Genomic DNA, 17,108 nt, shown 5'->3' with positions numbered 1-17,108 from the left:
GGGTGCCGCGCGCCTAGCCGCTTGTGCCCATCGCGCCAAGGGGGCAGCCGACGGCATTATGGCCGGTTCGGCGGCATACCGGCGATTGACATGAGGCGCCTGCCCCCGGATGACCGGCGGCGATGCCCGGCCTTTCTTCCGCCCTTGCCAAAGCTGTCGGCCAATTGACCGATCCGGCAATCCTGCGTGTGCTCGCAAAATCGCTCGCCGTGACGCTGGCGGTGTTCGGGTTGCTGGGTGCGTTGCTGTATTGGACGGTGGCGGCGGGACTGCGGCAGAGCGGCTGGGAACTGGGCGAGGAGGCTAGCGCGCTGATCTCCTTGCTGGGGCTGATAATTGGTGGCTGGCTGCTGTTCCGGCTGGTTGCGATTGCCGTCCTGCAGATGTTCGCTGGCGAGGTCGTGCGTGCGGTGGAGGCGCGGCATTACCCGCAGGCAGCCGCTGCCGCGCGCGACCTGCCTTTCCTGCAGGACTTGGCGCAGGGACTGCGATCGACCGGGCGTGCCTTGCTGGTCAATCTGGCCGCCCTGCCGTTTGCGGCGGTGTTGCTGGTAACGGGCTTCGGCACGGTGGTGCTGTTCGGGATCGTCAACGCCGTTCTGCTGGGCCGCGAGCTGCAGGATATGGTCTGGCTGCGGCATCGTCCTCAACGCGGTATTGACGGCGAGCCGGCAGGCACGGATGGACCTCCCGACCCGCTTACCCGATCGCAGCGTTTTGCCGTGGGCGGGGCGACTGCGGCGCTGTTCGCAATACCCTTTGCCAATTTGCTGGCACCGATTATCGGTGCAGCAACCGCCACCCACCTTGTCCATCGCGCGAGCGGATCCAGATGATTATAATTCAAGTCAAACGCGGCATTGCCCTGTGCGCCATCCCCCTGTTGGCAGCCTGCGCCTCGACAAGCCCGGCAGGGCCGAGAGGCACCGATGCGGCTGGCATACCGCCCGTCAATCAACGAGCCGTTGCCGTGCCCCGCACCCAGCCTGTCGCTCCACCGACGTTCGGCTTTCGGGCGCCGAAGGTGATGAACGTCCCAGGCCTCGAAGGGGTGATCGGACAGACGGCGATCGGACTGGTCGGCCTGTTCGGACCGGCGCGGCTGGATGTGCGTGAAGGTGACGTCAGGAAACTGCAATTCGCAGGCCAAGCCTGCGTGCTCGATATCTACCTCTACCCTGTCACATCCGGCGCGACCCCGACCGCGACCTTCGTCGATGCACGGCGCTCTAGCGATGGGCTGGACGTCGACCGGACCAGCTGTGCCGAGGCGCTGAAGCGCCGGTAGCGTGAATTTACGAGATCGCCCGCTTTACTGGAATTCGAACAGGCGCGTGCCGACACCGTTGCGGCGGCGTTGGAATTTGACATCGGATTTCGCATGCGCGCGATTGTCGCGGAACTGGACCTTCACGCCTTTCATGACCCTCGCAACCGACCTGACCGCAGCGAAGGCTCTACCCTTCGGACGTTTCTTAATTCCGACACCGGGTTTCGCTTTGCGCTTTTGCGCCCCTGGCTCACGCGGCTGATCATTGAGGGTAGCAGCCGCAGCCTTGCCGGGAGAAAAGACAAGCAGCGGAGCGATTACGAGAGCGATAAATTTACGCGACATGGTGGTACAATGGATGAGACGCGAACGGGTTTCCCCTAATCCATTCAATCGTTTACGCGAAATTAACCAGACGCCCGTTCGTCACACCATAAAGCTTTCACCACAACCGCAGGCACCCTTCGCGTTGGGGTTCTCGAACGTGAAGCCGGCGGTAAAATCGTCTTCCACCCAATCCATGACACTGCCGACGAGATAGAGCACGCTGGCACTATCGATGTAAAACACGCCGCCTGGTGTTTCGATCTTTTCGTCGAAGCCGTGTTCCTCGGTCACGTAATCGACCGAATAGGCGAGGCCGGAACACCCACGGCGCGGGGTCGACAGCTTTACCCCGATCGCTTCCGCAGGTGCCTTAGCCATCAGGTCGGCCACGCGCTGTTCGGCGGCGGCGGTCAAAGTAACCGCGGCGGGCAGTTTGCGGGTTTTTGTCTGCGTGTCGGACATTACAACATCCCCAGTTCAAGGCGCGCTTCGTCGCTCATCTTTTGCGGGTCCCACGGCGGATCCCATACCAGCACGACTTCCGCATCGCGCACGCCGGGCACACTGCCGGCGCGCAACTCCACCTCGGCAGGCATCGATTCGGCGACGGGACAATTGGGCGTGGTCAGGGTCATCGAAACCGTCACATCCGCCTCATCATCGACATCGACCCCGTAAATCAGGCCCAGGTCGTAGATGTTCACCGGAATTTCCGGATCGTAAATTTCCTTCAACGCAGCGATCACCGCTTCCTGCAAGGCACCGCCTGCGCCGCCCGTGCCAAGCTCCTCAGGCTTCTTGGCGAGAAACCCTTCGAGGTAATCGCGCTTGCGCTCCAGCTTTTCGGGCGCGGTTTCAGGTTCGGCATCGACCGCATCGGCAACCCGCGCGCGCGGTGGCTTGCCCCGTGCGTTTGCCGGTTTGTTCACAACCTGCTCGTTCGGCGCGGGCGCGGCGATGAAGTCGCGTTTCTTTTCGGGGCTGGTCGTCGTGTCGATCATGGTTCTTCCTAGCCGAAAATCTTCTGCGTGCGTTCGATACCGCGCATCAGCGCGACAATGTCGCTGTCATCCGAATAGATGCCGAAGCTGGCACGAGCAGTCGCGGGTATACCCAAATGCTCCATCAAGGGCTGCGCACAATGGTGTCCGGCGCGGATGGCAACGTTTTCCTCGTCCAATATGGTGCCGAGGTCGTGCGGATGCACCCCCTCCATCACAAAACTGACGATCCCGGCACTGGATTCGGGGCCGAGCAAACGTATGGAATTGATACGCGACAGCTCTTCGCGTGTTTGGCGGACCAACGAGTTTTCATGCGCGTACAGCCCCGCCATGCCTGCCTCACCGGCAGCGGCCTCCAGGTAATCGAGCGCCGCATGGAGTGCGATGGCCTCGGTAATCATTGGCGTGCCTGCTTCAAACCTTTGCGGCGCAGGAGCGTAAGTGGTCTTTTCGAACGCAACCTGGTCGATCATCGCACCGCCGCCCTGCCATGGCGGCATTTCGGCAAGGATATCCTCGCGCGCCCACAACACGCCGATTCCGGTCGGCCCGTACAGCTTGTGTCCCGACATAACGAAGAAGTCGCAGCCCAGCTCGTCCATCGCGAGGCGCATGCGCGGCGCGCTCTGGCAGCCATCCAGCAGCAGCTTCGCGCCCACCGCATGGGCCGCCGCCGCCGCGCGCTTGGCGGACAACACGCTGCCCAGCACGTTAGAAACATGCGCCAGTGCCACGATCTTGTGGTGCGGGGTGAGCATCGCTTCCAGTGCGTCCAGATCGATCTCGCCGTCTTCTGTGATAGGGCAGACGTCGATCTCGGCACCCACACGCTTGGCCAGCAATTGCCACGGCACGATGTTGGAATGGTGTTCCAGCTGGCTGAGCATGATGCGGTCGCCCGCACCGATATTTGCGCCGCCCCAGCTTTGCGCGACCAGGTTTATGCCCTCGGTCGCACCGCGCACGAACACGACCTCGTCTTCCTTCCCGCCGATGAAATCCGCCACGCGCTTGCGCGCCGCTTCGAAGCCGAGAGTCATCTGTGCGCTGCGGGAATAGACGCCGCGATGGACGGTTGCGTAATCCATGCCCAGCGCGCGACTCATCGCGTCGATGACGGTCTGCGGCTTCTGCGCCGTAGCTGCCGTGTCGAGATAGTGCCAGCGCTCGCCCTCGGGCGTGTAGAGGCCGGGGAAATCGGTCCAGTCCGCATCCACGCGCGGTGGTGCGATGTTGGCTTGCATGTTCACAGCTTTGCCTCCTCCAGCGCGGTCAACGCTGTTTCCAGCATCCGGTCACGCTCCGCTTCGTCATCCAGCGCGACAAAGGCATCGGCGAGGAAAGCGCGTACCAGCAGCTTCTTGGCGGTTTCGGGCGTAATACCGCGCGCAGCCATGTAATAGCGCGCCATTTCGTCGAGTTGCCCCACCGCGGCGCCATGCGCGCATTTCACATCGTCGGCATAGATTTCCAGCTGAGGCACCGCGTTCGCGCTTGCCCCCTTGTTCATCAGCAGGCCCTTGAAGCTTTGCGCAGCATCAGTTTTCTGCGCGTCACGCACCACGTCGATCCGACCGAGGAAATTTCCGGTGCCCTTATCCCAATGCACCGCCCGAACCACCTGATTGGACGTCGCGTTGGGTTTCTCATGCGCGACCCGCGTCACAAATTCGCGTGTCGTATCGCCGCCGCCCAGAGTTACGCCGCCAAACTCAAAATGCGCGCCGTCGCCCAGCTGCACCACCATTTCGATCCGGCCCAGCTGCGCCGCCGCATTGACGGCGAACATCGCGCAGGTGCCGCCATCGCCAATATGGATACGGAAACGGCGCAATTCCGCAGCCCCTTCCCCGTCCAGCACCAGGCATTCGGTGAAGCTTTCACCCGCCGCAACATCGATATCGCGCCAGTCGTCGAAGCGGCCGACGTCCAGCGTGGCCAGCGCATCCATATCGGAATAGCGCCATGCTTCGTCGCGCCGCGTAGGAAAGGGCGCGCCCGACTGATCGGGGGAGGGCTGGGTTGCCATCAGGCCGCCTCTTCCATCACGGTTTCATACCCCTCGTTCTCGAGCCGGACTGCGAGGTCCGGGCCGCCGGTAGTCACGATGCGCCCACCGGCGAGAACATGCACATAATCCGGCTTCACGTAATCGAGCAGGCGCTGGTAATGGGTGATCAGCAGCACGCCCTTGTCAGGCTTTCGCATGATCGCGTTGATGCCGTCGCCCACCGTGCGCAGGGCGTCGATATCCAACCCGCTATCGGTTTCGTCCAGGATCGCAAAAGCTGGGTCGAGAATACCCATCTGCACCATCTCGGCGCGCTTCTTCTCGCCGCCCGAAAAGCCGACATTCACGTTGCGCTTGAGCATGTCCATGTCGAGCTTGAGCAACGCAGCTTTTTCGCGCGCAAGTTTTAGGAATTCACCGCCCGATAGCGGCTCTTCCCCGCGCGCCGCGCGTTGCGCGTTCAAAGCCTCACGCAGGAACTGCACATTGGACACGCCGGGAATTTCGACCGGATACTGGAACCCGAGAAAAAGCCCCGCAGCCGCGCGTTCATGCGAGTCGAGCGCCAGCAAATCCTCTCCATTCAGCGTTGCAGTCCCGCCGGTCACTTCATAGCCGGGCCGACCGCCCAGCACGTAGGACAGGGTGGATTTACCCGCCCCGTTGGGACCCATGATCGCATGGATTTCCCCCGCCCCGACTTCCAGCGTCAGCCCTTTGAGTATTTCTGTGCCGCCAACGGTAGCGTGAAGGTTTTCGATTTTCAGCATGAGTGTTTTATCTCGATCGGTTTGTAACGGGAGCGCAGGTCGCACTTAGCGACGCGGCTTCTCGAACGGCTTTTCCAGCTCGGCCAGAATTTCGGATTTCACGCGGTCCATGTCGTCCAGTACATCCGCCTCGTCATACCGCATCACGCGCACGCCGACATCGGTCAGCTTGCGGTCGGACAAAGCGGCGATGGTGGTGTCGGCCTCGGTCTCGCCGTTGATTTCGACCACCAGCCAGCGCGTCTTGCAGGCGAAATCCACAATTGCGCTGCCCATCACAACCTCGCGACTGAAAGCGAAATTGCCGACGCCCTTATTATCGAGCTCGGCCCACAAAGCCTTGTGCGCCGTCGAAGGATGCCGCCGGTTATACCGCGCGCGCTCCTTCAATTGCTCCGCCCGCTTGTCGGAAATCTTCCACGCGGCGGTAGGGTCCGCATTGGGAGCGGTACCAGCATCGAGAGAGAGGGTTTTGCGGTCAGTCACCCCACGCTCCCTTCGAGCGAGATCGCCAGCAGCTTCTGCGCTTCGACGGCGAATTCCATCGGCAGCTGCCGCATGACATCCTTGGCGAAGCCGTTGACGATCAGGGCTACGGCCTCTTCCTCGCCAAGTCCGCGCTGTTGGGCGTAGAACATCTGGTCGTCGCTGATCTTGCTGGTGGTGGCCTCGTGCTCGATCTGCGCGGTGGGGTTCTTCACCTCGATATAGGGCACGGTGTGCGCGCCGCATTCGCCGCCCAGCAGCAGGCTGTCGCATTGGGTGAAATTGCGGACATTGTCCGCGTTCGCGCCCACACGGACGAGGCCGCGATAGGTGTTGTTGGACTTGCCCGCGCTGATACCCTTGGAAATGATGGTGGAGCGGCTGCCCTTGCCGTTGTGGATCATTTTGGTGCCGGTATCGGCCTGCTGGTGGTTATTGGTCACCGCGACGGAGTAGAACTCACCCACGCTGTCTTCACCGTTGAGCACGCAGGACGGATATTTCCAGGTGACCGCGCTGCCGGTTTCCACCTGCGTCCAGCTGACCTTGCTGCGGTCACCCTGGCACAGAGCGCGCTTGGTTACGAAATTGTAGATCCCACCCTTGCCGTCCGCATCGCCTGGATACCAGTTCTGCACGGTGGAGTATTTGATCTCCGCATCGTCCATCGCCACCAGTTCGACCACGGCGGCGTGCAGCTGGTTCTCGTCGCGCATCGGCGCGGTGCAACCTTCGAGGTAGCTGACATAGCTGCCTTTTTCGGCGACGATCAGCGTGCGTTCGAACTGGCCAGTATTTTCCGCATTGATGCGGAAGTAGGTGGAAAGCTCCATCGGGCAGCGCACGCCTTCCGGGATGTAGACGAAAGTGCCGTCGGAAAAGACAGCGCAGTTCAACGTGGCGAAGTAATTGTCGCGCTGCGGCACGACTTTGCCGAGCCACTTTTTCACAAGCTCGGGATATTCGCGGATCGCTTCCGATATGCTGCGAAAAATTACGCCGGCCTTTTCCAGTTCGGCGCGGAAAGTAGTAGCGACCGACACGCTGTCGAACACCGCATCCACAGCGACCTTGCGCGCGCCTTCCACTCCGGCCAGCACTTCCTGTTCGGCGATGGGGATGCCCAGCTTTTCGTAAACGCGCAGAATTTCGGGATCGACCTCGTCAAGGCTGCCCAGCTTTGGCTTGGCCTTGGGTTCGGCGTAGTAATACGCGTTTTGATAATCGATCTTGGGATAGCCGACCTTGGCCCAGTCCGGTTCTTCCATATCCTGCCACAGGCGAAACGCCTTCAGCCGCCAGTCAAGCATCCACTGCGGCTCGTCCTTCTTGGCTGAGATGAACCGCACCGTATCCTCATTGAGGCCCTTGGGCGCGAATTCCTGTTCGATGTCGGAGGACCAGCCATGTTCGTATTCCGCCGCTTTTGCAGCAGCATCATGCGCATCCTGGTCCTGGACCGGAGTGTCTTTGATGGCGGTCTGGTCGGTCATGCGATTTCTTTCACGGAATTCGGGATTGCCGGGGTGGCAGGGCTTGCCAGCCGCGTCAGCTTGATGTCGTCGAGCGCGCCGCGCAGCGCCGCATTGACGACGGGCCAGTGGGGACGGATCGCGCAGCTATCTTCCAGAGCGCAGTCATGCGCGCCATGTTCCACACAAGCGGTAAGCGCGATCGGACCCTCCACCGCTTCCACGATATCCGCCACACTAATGGCGGCTGCCGGCCGCGCCAATTGCAAACCACCGCCGGTGCCGCGTGTGGAACGCAGCAGGCCGGCAGCCGTCAGCTTGCTCACCAGTTTCTGTACGGTCGGCACCGGCAGGCCGGTTTCGCGCGCCAGTTCGGCAGACGAAACCCGGCTGCCCCCGCAATGGCGGGCCGCGGCGCCCATCGTAACGACGGCGTAATCGGCAAGGTTGGACAATCGCATAGCTGTAATCGGAACAAATCCGTCCGATTACAAATAAGGCTGTCGCCCCGCCCTTTCAACGCCAATCCGCTTGTTGCGAGTCGTTAGCGTTTGCGCGTTCTGTCGTGGCCTACAATCATCAGGCGGCTGGTCTGGCGAACCCGGGGGTCCGTTTTACCCTATCCCATCTCGCTGGCGATCCAGGCGTCCACGTTTTCCTCCATGATGGCGAGCGGTACCGGCCCGCTTTTCAGGATCACATCGTGGAAAGCGCGGATATCGAAATCGTCGCCCAGCTGCGTGCTGGCTCGGTCGCGCAGTTCCATGATCTTCAGCTTGCCGATCATGTAAGCGGTCGCCTGGCCGGGATAGACGATATAGCGTTCGATCGCCTTGCGGATATCGCCATCGGGATTGGGCGTGTTTTCGGTCAGGTAGCCAATCGCTTTCTCGCGGCTCCAGCGTTTGTGATGAATGCCGGTATCGACGACCAGCCGCGCCGCGCGCCACAATTCCATCCCTAACCGTCCGAAATCGGAATAGGGATCGGTATAGAACCCCATGTCCTTGCCCAGTTCTTCCGAATACAGGCCCCAGCCTTCCGAATAGGCAGTCACTCCGCCAAAACGGCGGAACGGCGGCACATCGCCCAGGCCGGTCTGGATCGACAGCTGCAAGTGATGCCCCGGCGCGCCTTCGTGATAGGCCAGCGCTTCCAGCTCGTTCTTGCTCATGTCCTTGAGGTTGTAGAGGTTCACGTAATAGGTGCCGGGGCGTGAACCATCAGGTGCAGGACGCTGGTAAAACGCCTTGCCCGCGCTTTTCTCGCGAAACGCCTCGACCGGTTTGATTACCAGCGGATCGGTCGGCAAAGTGGCGAAATATTCCGGGAGCTTAGCGTTCATCTTGGCGAGCACGGCCTCGGCGTCGGCAAGATATTCGGCGCGCGTGTCGTAAAAGAACTCCTCGCCGGTGCGGGTGTATTCGAAAAATTCCTGCAAGCTACCGTCGAAGCCCACCTGCTGCATGATCTCGCGCATTTCACCATGGATCCGCTCCACTTCGCGCAGGCCGATGGCGTGAATCTCGTCGGCGCTCAGACTGGTGGTGGTGTAGTTCGCGAGTAGCGCGTCGTAATAATTCGCTCCGTCGGGAAGCCGCCACACACCGTCATCGGTCGGCGCGATGGTTTCCTGCCGCTTCATTTCGGCAAGCAGGCGCTGATAGGCGGGGACGGCCTGCGTGTTCCACGCCTGCGTCGCCTGGTTTTGCAGCTCGCTCGACTGGCGCGGTGTAAGCTTCAGCGCATCGACCTTGCCGTAAAAGTCCTTGAGCACCGCGTTTTCATTGCCTGCCCCAAGCAGGTTCTCGACGTCCGAAATGACGTATGGATACACCCATTTTGGCGGCATGACGCCGTTCGCGGCGCGTTCCGCCGACTGCATCGTCAAAGTGTCGAGCGCCTGCGACATTGCGCCGATCCGGCTGATGTAGTCGCGCGCCTCTTTCGCGTTCGACACGCTGTGGATGTTGATGAGGAAGGCGGGCCCTTGGCTTTGCGCACCGCGCATCTGGTCGTAAATATAACCGTTCTTGCGATAAGGGTGCAGCGATGCGCTACGCTGCGCCATCGCTTCGAACAGGCGCACGGACAACGCATCCTGCGGCGAAAGCTGGGCGGGATCGTACTCGGCCTTGATGCGGCGGGCATAATCCTGGGTCATCTGGAAATCGCGGATATCGGCCGCGTCGGACTGGTCGTCCCACTTGCCGTAATCCTCGTCACGAATGCCGCGATAAGCCTTGCTGGCAGGCGACGCGGCAAGGCTGTCGGCATCGTATTGCTCGAACAAAGCGGCCAGTTCGGCGGAATTTTCAACGTCGGCGGTCGCCGCGACTACGGATGGGGTAGTTGCCTGCATTGGTGCGGCGGGTGCTGGCGCTGGTGCCGGTACGGTGGCGCAGGCCGAAACGGCGGTCAGGGCGGTAACGGAAAGCAGGGCGCGCATTAACATCGATATTCTCTCCCGGAGTGAGCCGCAATCATGCGGGGGCTATGAAAGATTATCAATGCCGGAATGGGGAAGATTGCAACGCCGTGCTTGAAACGCACCCGCAATTTCGTTGTCTGGTATACCTTTGACGCCAATGCGTCGCGGATAAAACGGAGCGGCCGATGCTCCGGAATGCTTCGGGACATCGACCGCTCTCCAAGGTCGCAGGAGTGGCTCTGGTCGGGTAGGGCCGCTGTGTATTGTATCGATGCACCGGCCCAGGTGAATCCGGTCGAACTCGGACGTTGTGCTTAACCGGGCGTTTGGCCCCTTGATGCGCCATGCTCCGCTCGACTCGCCCGGATAGGCGCGGCATAGGCACGCGCGATGCTGTTCAAAATTGCCCGCCCCGCCATCTTCATGCTCGATCCGGAACGCGCGCACCGGCTGACTATTGCGGCGCTCAGGGCCGCCCCGCATGGCGCGCCGGCGTCTAGCGGACCACTGGCCGTGACGGTGGCCGGGCTGCGGTTTGCCAATCCGGTGGGCCTTGCGGCCGGGTTCGACAAGGATGCCGAAGTGCCGGATGCGGTCATGGGCATGGGGTTTGGTTTTGCCGAAGTCGGGTCGATCACGCCGCGCCCTCAGGCAGGCAACCCCAAACCGCGTCTGTTCCGGCTGGAGCAAGACCACGCGGTCATCAACCGGATGGGGTTCAACAATAGCGGGGCGCAAACCGCCCTTGCCCGGCTGACGGCACGCAAACGGCGCGGCACGCTTGGCGTCAATATCGGTGCCAACAAGGATAGTTTGGACCGGATCGAGGATTACGCCGTGCTGGCAAAGATGATGGCGCCGGTGGCGGATTATCTGGCCGTCAACATCTCCAGCCCCAACACGCCGGGATTGCGCGCCCTGCAGGACGAAAGCGCGCTGGCCGACCTGCTGGATGCCACGATCGCCGCACGGGACGAGGCCGCCCTGCCCCAGCCCCCGCCGATTTTCCTTAAGGTCGCGCCGGATCTGCAGACCGCCGATATCGAAGCCATCGCCCGGCTTTCCATGGACCGCAAGCTGGGCGCATTGATCGTATCCAACACCACGATTACCCGGCCCGAATTGCGCTCCCGCCATGCCGGTGAGCTGGGCGGGCTTTCGGGCGCGCCGCTAAGGGCAATGGCGTTGCAGCGCATCCGCGATTTCCGCAGCGCGACGGGCGGGGCCATGCCGCTGATCGGGGTCGGCGGGATCGCCAGTGCGGACGACGCGTGGGAGCGTATTTGCGCCGGTGCCAGCCTGGTCCAGCTATACAGCGCGATGGTCTATGAAGGACCCGGCGTCGCACGCGCTATCACGCGCCGGCTGGAACAGCGCCTGCAACAATCGGGTCTTACCTCCATTGAAGCTGCAGTCGGGAGCGAGTAGCCGAACGATATGAAAGCACTTTACCTCGCTCTCGCCGCGCTGCCCCTGCTGGGCGCATGTGCCACCATCCCTGCGGTGCAGCCCGATACCGCCGTGGATACACCTTCGGTCCTCGCGACATCCGTCCAGACGCGCGAGCAAGCCGCTGCCGATCCGTCGGAGGCTCTGGTCAGCGCTGCCGATCCGCGCGCAGCAGGGGCGGGTGCCAAGATCCTGCGGCAGGGCGGCAGCGCCACCGACGCCGCCATCGCCACGATGCTGGCGCTTACGGTGGTCGAGCCGCAAAGCAGCGGTATCGGCGGTGGAGGGTTCTATGTGCGCGGCAATGCCGCAGGAGACGTCATCACAATAGACGGGCGCGAAAAGGCTCCGGCTGCGGCTACACCTGCCTGGTTCACCGGTCCGGACGGAACACCGCTGCAATATAGGGACGCCGTGCTGACCGGGCTGAGCGTGGGGGTGCCGGGTAATGTCGCGCTGGCTGCTAATGCGCATCGACGTTTCGGCAAGCTTGCCTGGGCGGACCTGTTTGCGCCCGCCATCGCGCTGGCCGAGGGCGGTTTCGAGGTTACCCCACGCTTCCATGAGTATCTTGGCCGGTTCAAGGATCGCGCGGCGGCCAGTGCATTCGGGCGCAGTCGGTTCTTCACTCCTGTGGGCGACCCCCTGCCAGTGGGGACAAAGGTTCGTAATCCGCAGCTTGCAGAAACCTTGCGCGCTATTGCCACAGGCGGCGCGGCGGCATTTTACGAAGGAACCAGCGCCGCCGATCTGGCGGACGTGGCAGCCAGGGCAACTCCGCGAGCGGAGCGCATGACGGCTGCCGACCTTGCGCAATACGCCGCCACCCCACGCGCGCCAGTGTGCGGCCAATATCGCGCGTACCGGGTTTGCGGCATGGGTCCGCCATCGTCGGGCGCGACCACCGTTTACGCGATCCTGAAGCAGCTGGAACGCTTCGACCTCGCTTCCATCGGCGCGAACAGCGCGACTTTCTGGCACCTGTTCGCGGAAAGCCAGCGCCTCGCATACGCAGACCGCGAACGTTATCTGGCGGATGACGATTTCGTGGCGGTCCCGGTCGGCTGGCTGACCGACGCAAACTACCTCGCCAGCCGCAGCGCGCTCATCTCGCCGGACAGCCGGATGAGCGAGGTTGCCGCTGGCGTCGCCCCCGGCCTCGCAATGGCTCCGCCCGATGGCGACGAGCCGCCGGAATATGGTACGTCGCATTTCGTTACCCGCGACCCCGATGGAAATGCAGTCAGCTACACATCCACGATCGAGGGACCGTTCGGTTCAGGGCTGACCTTCGGCGGGTTCTATCTCAATAACGAACTTACCGATTTCAGCTTCGTTGCAGAGCAGGACGGCCGACCGGTCGCCAACCGGGTGGAAGGCGGCAAACGTCCGCGCAGTTCGATGGCACCAACGCTGGTCTATGGCCCCGATGGCAGCCTGCTCATGGCGGTTGGCGCGGCGGGCGGCGGGACCATTCCGGTGCAAACCGCCAAGGCTATTATCGCAGCGATCGACTTCGGCCTTCCAGCCTCCGAAACGCTGGCTTTCCCGATGCTGTATTCACCCGGAGACACCATAGTGGTGGAAGAAGGCACATCGCTAGTAGCTCTAACCTCCGCGCTGGAAGCTTTGGGGCATACGGTTACTGCACGCGCCCTGCCGCTGAAGGCGAACGCCATAATATGCGAAGCAAAAGGCTGCATCGGCGCGGCTGATCCGCGGAGCGAAGGCGCGACGGTTTCTCGCTGAGCCACGACATTACCGAGGCCGCCCGTGCCTGGTTGAAACCGGGCGCATGATTGACACCGGCTGGAAAGACGTTTCATTTGCAACCGGCGGTCCGCCGTAGAATAACCATTCGCTCGGATGCGCTCGGTCGTGCTCGCGGTTCAAAGTGCCGGGGCACCAGTCCACCGAAACCGCGATCTGCCAGAGCCCCGACCCGGAGGAATGCTTGGAACTTTCTGATATCGAAACGGCGAACAGTCTCGTCGAACTGTTTCTCGACCGGGCGGAATCGCGCGGCGAGACCACATTTCTTGCTACCAAAAAACGCGGCGAATGGCAGCCGATAAGCTGGCGCGAGGCGGCGGACCGCGTGTGCCTGCTCGCCGAATCGCTGCGGGAGTTGGGGCTCGAGGATGGCGACCGGGTGGCACTGGTGTCTGAAAATCGGCCCGAATGGTGCATCGCCGACCTTGCCATCATGGCGGCAGGCTGCGTCACAGTGCCGGCCTACATCACCAATACCGAACGCGATCACTTACACATCCTCGACAATTCGGGCGCGAAGGCGGTCATCGTTTCGAACGACAGGCTGTCCAAACCGCTCATCCCGGCGATGATGCAGTCCGGCATTGCCGATCACATCATCCCGATCGACCGCGTCAAATCGTCTCAGTCCGGCATGATCTCATGGCACGATTGGGACGCGATGGTTTCCGGCAGCGAGGATCGGATCGGCACCTCGCGCGCCGCTGTCCGGCAACGGTTGCAGGGTATCACCCGCGATCAAACCGCCTGCATCATCTATACCAGCGGTACCGGCGGCGCGCCGCGCGGCGTGCTGCAGCACCATGGCGCGATCCTGTGCAACGTCACTGGCGCAGCGGAAATCCTGGCCGACGATTTCGGTTGGGGAGAAGAACGGTTTCTGTCCTTCCTGCCGCTCAGCCATGCCTATGAACATACCGGCGGCCAGTATCTGCCCATCGGCATGGGCGGCCAAATCTACTACGCCGAAGGGCTGGAAAAGCTCGCGTCGAATATCGAGGAAACGCAGCCCACCATCATGGTGGTGGTCCCGCGCCTGTTCGAAGTGCTGCGTACGCGTATCATGAAAAATATCGAGAAGCAGGGCGGCATGGCGCTCACCCTGATGAACAAGGCGATCGAAATAGGTGAGCGCCGTTCGCGCGGCGCGATGAACCTGCTGGATTACCCGGTCGACTTCGTGATCGAGCGCGTTTTGCGTCCGAAAATCCGCGCCAAATTCGGCGGCAAGCTCAAGGCCATGGTCTCAGGCGGTGCGCCGCTCAATCCCGAAGTCGGCATCTTTTTCGAATCCGTGGGCCTCACTATGCTGCAGGGATACGGGCAGACCGAATCCGGCCCCGTCATCTCGTGCAATCGCCCCGCAGCCGGCATCGCCATGGACACGGTCGGCCCGCCGATGAAAGGCGTGGAAGTCCGCATTGCAGACGATGGCGAAATCCTGTGCCGGGGGGAGCTGGTGATGCATGGCTACTGGCAGAACCAACCTGAAACGGAACGTGTGCTGAAACGCGATCCGGCCGAACCCGACAAGGGGCCTTGGCTGCATACAGGCGATATCGGCCACATCGATCATGTCGGCCGGATCAAGATTACCGATCGCAAAAAGGACATGATCGTCAACGACAAGGGCGACAATATCGCCCCGCAGAAGCTGGAAGGCATGCTGACGCTGCAACCCGAAATCGGGCAGGCGATGGTGGCGGGCGACCAGCGTCCGCATATCGTGGGGCTGCTCGTTCCGGATGCGGAATGGGCGATGGATTGGGCCAGGGACAACGGCAAGGATTTCGACCTTTCCGCATTGCAGCAGGATGACGCCTTTCGCGCCGCCGTGCGCGCCGGGGTGGACCGGGTGAACAAGGATTTGTCTGTCACCGAGAAGGTCCGCAAGTTCATCTTCGCAGACGAGGCGTTCTCGATCGAGAACGAGGAAATGACCCCGTCCATGAAAATCCGCCGCCACAAGATCCGCGAACGGTATCAGGATCGGCTCGACGGGTTGTACCGCGGATAGACCCGCTACGCCGTAATCAGGCTGCTTCGGTTTCCACAAATTCGGGGAAGAAGCCCGGCTCCCGCAATGACCAGCCCGGCGCCGTGGCGGCGGCCTCGCTCAAGGATTGCAGCAACATCCGGCGGCGTTCGGGGCGAATCGCGGGCAATGCGGCGGCGGCGCAGAACGCGCTGGGCAGGAACGGGCGAACCTCGGCCCCGAGCAGTCGTTCATAAAGGAAGCGGAAGGCGCTGAAGCATTCGATCCGCTCCTGCGACAGGTCGAACACCGCGACCTTGGTCAGATTGCCGATAAACACCGCCACTGCGCCGATGGCACCTTCATGCGGGATCACGTCGCGCAGCATTTTCAAATCCTGATAGGCCACATACTGCCCGCGAATGGCGATGTTCTCCGCCGCGTCGCGCGCCCACAGCTTGAAGGCATCCTGTCGTGCCAGACCCACATCGAGGCTGCGCTTGATATAGCGCTGTTCGGCAGGATCGAAGCTGGCGAATTCACGCATCTCGGTAATAGTCAGCGAGGCGGTACTGGTTACGGTCATGGCAATTGTCCCTGTTACGCAAACAGGTGTGGCCGGACGTGGTTAATATTCCGTAACGCTTCCGAACGGGAATTACACACACGCCCATATACCGGAAACGCGCGCGCCACAGGAACGTTATCCAACCGTACCGCCGACCCGATACGATCCAAGGAAGCCCGAACGATGATCTCCACCCACAATCCCGCCACCGGCCAGAAACTCGCCGATTACGAGGAGCTGACGAAGGACGGGATCGAGGACGCGCTGGTCCGCGCCGACACTGCTTATCGCAGCTGGCGCGAAACCGGGTTGGATGAGCGCTGCGCGCTGCTCGAAAAGCTGGCCGAAACATACGAGGCGAATGCGGATCGGCTCGCACGCATGTGTACCAAGGAGATGGGCAAGACCCTGAGCTCAGCCACGGCCGAGGTTCACAAATGCGCCACCGCATTCCGTCATTTCGCACAGGAAGGCCCGGCGATGCTGGACGATATCACCTGGCAATTGGGCGGCGGCGGGACGGCGACCGGTCGCTGGCTGCCGCAAGGCGCGGTGTTGGCGGTGATGCCGTGGAACTTCCCCTACTGGCAGGCCGTCCGCTTCCTCGCCCCGACCATCCTTGCCGGTAACGTCGGCCTCTTGAAACACGCCAGCAGCGTGCAGGGTTGCGGTGCGTTGATGGAGGAAATGATGGTCGAGGCAGGCGCACCCGACGGACTGTTCCAGAACCTGCCGATCAAATCGGACGCTGTAGCAGACATCCTTGCCGACCGGCGCGTGGTGGCCGCCACTCTCACCGGCAGCGAAGGCGCAGGCCGCGCCGTTGCGGAACAGGCGGGCAAGCATCTGAAAAAGGTCGTGCTGGAACTGGGCGGGTCCGACCCGTTCATCGTCATGCCGTCCGCCGATCTGGACGATGCGGTGGAGCAAGCCGTGCAGGCACGCATTCAAAACACCGGCCAGTCCTGCATCTGCGGCAAGCGGATGATCGTGCACACCGATATCTACGATAGCTTCATGGCCAAATTCACCGGCGCCATGCAGGCGGTCACCACCGGCGATCCGTATGACGATGCGACAGACATGGGGCCGCTATCCAGTTTCGAGCAGCGCGAGACCGTGCTGGACCAGATCGCCAAGGCGCAGGATGAAGGCGCCAAGCTGGAATTCGGCGGCGAGGCGTTGGATGCGGGCGCACATGCAGGCGGTGCTTACATCAGCGCGGGCGTGCTGACCGGCATCGATCTGGACGGCCCGATGGCGAAGGAGGAAATTTTCGGCCCCATCGCAATGGTCTTTCGGGCCGAAGATATCGATCATGCCATTGCTCTCGCCAACAACATCCCCTTCGGCCTTGGTTCGGCAGTCTTCACGCAGGACGAAGTCGAACAGGAACGCTTCATCCGCGATATCGAGGCAGGGATGACCGCGATCAACCAGATGCTGTCATCTTCAGCAGAAGCTCCGTTCGGCGGGATCAAGAATTCCGGCCACGGCCGTGAGCTGGCGCAGTTCGGCCTGCACACATTCATGAACCTGAAAACGGTCATGCGGCTCGGTTGAGGCGCATTA

Annotated in this window: 17 protein-coding genes; 6 read left to right on the top strand and 11 right to left on the bottom strand. The window is 62.1% G+C overall.

Translation table 11 applies throughout. The features are described from left to right. Positions 1 to 122 precede the first annotated feature (122 nt). Both HME9302_RS11960 and HME9302_RS11955 read left to right on the top strand, forming a co-directional pair. A complete protein-coding gene (locus HME9302_RS11960) occupies positions 123 to 836 on the top strand; it encodes an EI24 domain-containing protein (RefSeq protein WP_115367200.1) in 714 nt (237 codons plus the stop codon). Beyond that, complete coding sequence (locus HME9302_RS11955; protein WP_115367199.1) at positions 833 to 1,288, top strand: hypothetical protein; 456 nt, start codon at positions 833 to 835, stop codon at positions 1,286 to 1,288. The genes HME9302_RS11960 and HME9302_RS11955 overlap by 4 nt, the downstream gene beginning before the upstream one ends. 24 nt (positions 1,289 to 1,312) lie before the next feature. On the opposite strand, the gene HME9302_RS11950 is transcribed toward HME9302_RS11955, so the two are convergent. From HME9302_RS11950 to HME9302_RS11905, 10 genes are all read right to left on the bottom strand, one after another. Further along, positions 1,313 to 1,615: a hypothetical protein gene (locus tag HME9302_RS11950; RefSeq protein ID WP_115367198.1), complete on the bottom strand. Its 303-nt coding sequence runs from the start codon at positions 1,613 to 1,615 to the stop codon at positions 1,313 to 1,315. An 81-nt stretch (positions 1,616 to 1,696) separates the two neighbouring features. Then, positions 1,697 to 2,059: a HesB/IscA family protein gene (locus tag HME9302_RS11945; protein WP_115367197.1), complete on the bottom strand. Its 363-nt coding sequence runs from the start codon at positions 2,057 to 2,059 to the stop codon at positions 1,697 to 1,699. Next, entirely contained in the window at positions 2,059 to 2,598 is a 540-nt protein-coding gene (locus tag HME9302_RS11940; RefSeq protein WP_115367196.1) for an SUF system Fe-S cluster assembly protein, read from the bottom strand. Before HME9302_RS11940 ends, HME9302_RS11945 begins: the two co-directional genes overlap by 1 nt. Positions 2,599 to 2,606: 8 nt before the next feature. Further along, positions 2,607 to 3,845, bottom strand: coding sequence for a cysteine desulfurase (locus HME9302_RS11935; RefSeq protein WP_115367195.1), 1,239 nt, complete (start codon positions 3,843 to 3,845; stop codon positions 2,607 to 2,609). A gap of 2 nt (positions 3,846 to 3,847) precedes the next feature. After that, the gene (locus HME9302_RS11930) at positions 3,848 to 4,630 is read right to left on the bottom strand and encodes a SufD family Fe-S cluster assembly protein (protein WP_115367194.1); all 783 of its coding nucleotides are present in this window, start codon (positions 4,628 to 4,630) and stop codon (positions 3,848 to 3,850) included. Further along, positions 4,630 to 5,382 (bottom strand): Fe-S cluster assembly ATPase SufC, encoded by a 753-nt coding sequence (gene sufC, locus HME9302_RS11925; RefSeq protein WP_115367193.1) that lies wholly within the window; start codon positions 5,380 to 5,382, stop codon positions 4,630 to 4,632. Before sufC ends, HME9302_RS11930 begins: the two co-directional genes overlap by 1 nt. A 45-nt stretch (positions 5,383 to 5,427) precedes the next feature. Next, entirely contained in the window at positions 5,428 to 5,868 is a 441-nt protein-coding gene (locus tag HME9302_RS13340; RefSeq protein ID WP_181815763.1) for an endonuclease domain-containing protein, read from the bottom strand. Further along, on the bottom strand, positions 5,865 to 7,361 hold the full coding sequence (sufB, locus tag HME9302_RS11915) for a Fe-S cluster assembly protein SufB (RefSeq protein ID WP_115367192.1): 1,497 nt from the start codon (positions 7,359 to 7,361) through the stop codon (positions 5,865 to 5,867). The genes HME9302_RS13340 and sufB overlap by 4 nt, the downstream gene beginning before the upstream one ends. After that, complete coding sequence (locus tag HME9302_RS11910; protein WP_115367191.1) at positions 7,358 to 7,801, bottom strand: SUF system Fe-S cluster assembly regulator; 444 nt, start codon at positions 7,799 to 7,801, stop codon at positions 7,358 to 7,360. Before HME9302_RS11910 ends, sufB begins: the two co-directional genes overlap by 4 nt. Before the next feature lie 158 nt (positions 7,802 to 7,959). Further along, entirely contained in the window at positions 7,960 to 9,795 is a 1,836-nt protein-coding gene (locus tag HME9302_RS11905; RefSeq protein ID WP_115367190.1) for a DUF885 domain-containing protein, read from the bottom strand. Between the two features lie 366 nt (positions 9,796 to 10,161). On the opposite strand from HME9302_RS11905, the gene HME9302_RS11900 reads away from it, so the two are divergent. From HME9302_RS11900 to HME9302_RS11890, 3 genes are all read left to right on the top strand, one after another. Next, on the top strand, positions 10,162 to 11,199 hold the full coding sequence (locus tag HME9302_RS11900; protein WP_115367189.1) for a quinone-dependent dihydroorotate dehydrogenase: 1,038 nt from the start codon (positions 10,162 to 10,164) through the stop codon (positions 11,197 to 11,199). 9 nt (positions 11,200 to 11,208) lie between these two features. Continuing rightward, a complete protein-coding gene (gene ggt, locus HME9302_RS11895) occupies positions 11,209 to 12,969 on the top strand; it encodes a gamma-glutamyltransferase (protein ID WP_115367188.1) in 1,761 nt (586 codons plus the stop codon). 205 nt (positions 12,970 to 13,174) lie between these two features. Continuing rightward, on the top strand, positions 13,175 to 15,010 hold the full coding sequence (locus HME9302_RS11890; RefSeq protein ID WP_115367735.1) for an AMP-dependent synthetase/ligase: 1,836 nt from the start codon (positions 13,175 to 13,177) through the stop codon (positions 15,008 to 15,010). 16 nt (positions 15,011 to 15,026) lie between these two features. Here the strand turns inward: HME9302_RS11890 and HME9302_RS11885 are convergent, their stop codons facing one another. Beyond that, the gene (locus HME9302_RS11885; protein ID WP_115367187.1) at positions 15,027 to 15,554 is read right to left on the bottom strand and encodes a hypothetical protein; all 528 of its coding nucleotides are present in this window, start codon (positions 15,552 to 15,554) and stop codon (positions 15,027 to 15,029) included. A 141-nt stretch (positions 15,555 to 15,695) separates the two neighbouring features. Here HME9302_RS11885 and HME9302_RS11880 point away from each other — a divergent pair, with 141 nt between their 5' ends. Next, positions 15,696 to 17,099: an NAD-dependent succinate-semialdehyde dehydrogenase gene (locus tag HME9302_RS11880; RefSeq protein ID WP_268243495.1), complete on the top strand. Its 1,404-nt coding sequence runs from the start codon at positions 15,696 to 15,698 to the stop codon at positions 17,097 to 17,099. Positions 17,100 to 17,108: the final 9 nt, after the last annotated feature.

This window comes from Alteripontixanthobacter maritimus (assembly GCF_003340475.1).
Classification (GTDB): Bacteria; Pseudomonadota; Alphaproteobacteria; order Sphingomonadales; family Sphingomonadaceae; genus Alteripontixanthobacter; species Alteripontixanthobacter maritimus.
Note: the sequence above shows the minus strand (reverse complement) of the source record. Positions and strands in the feature narration are given on the sequence as shown.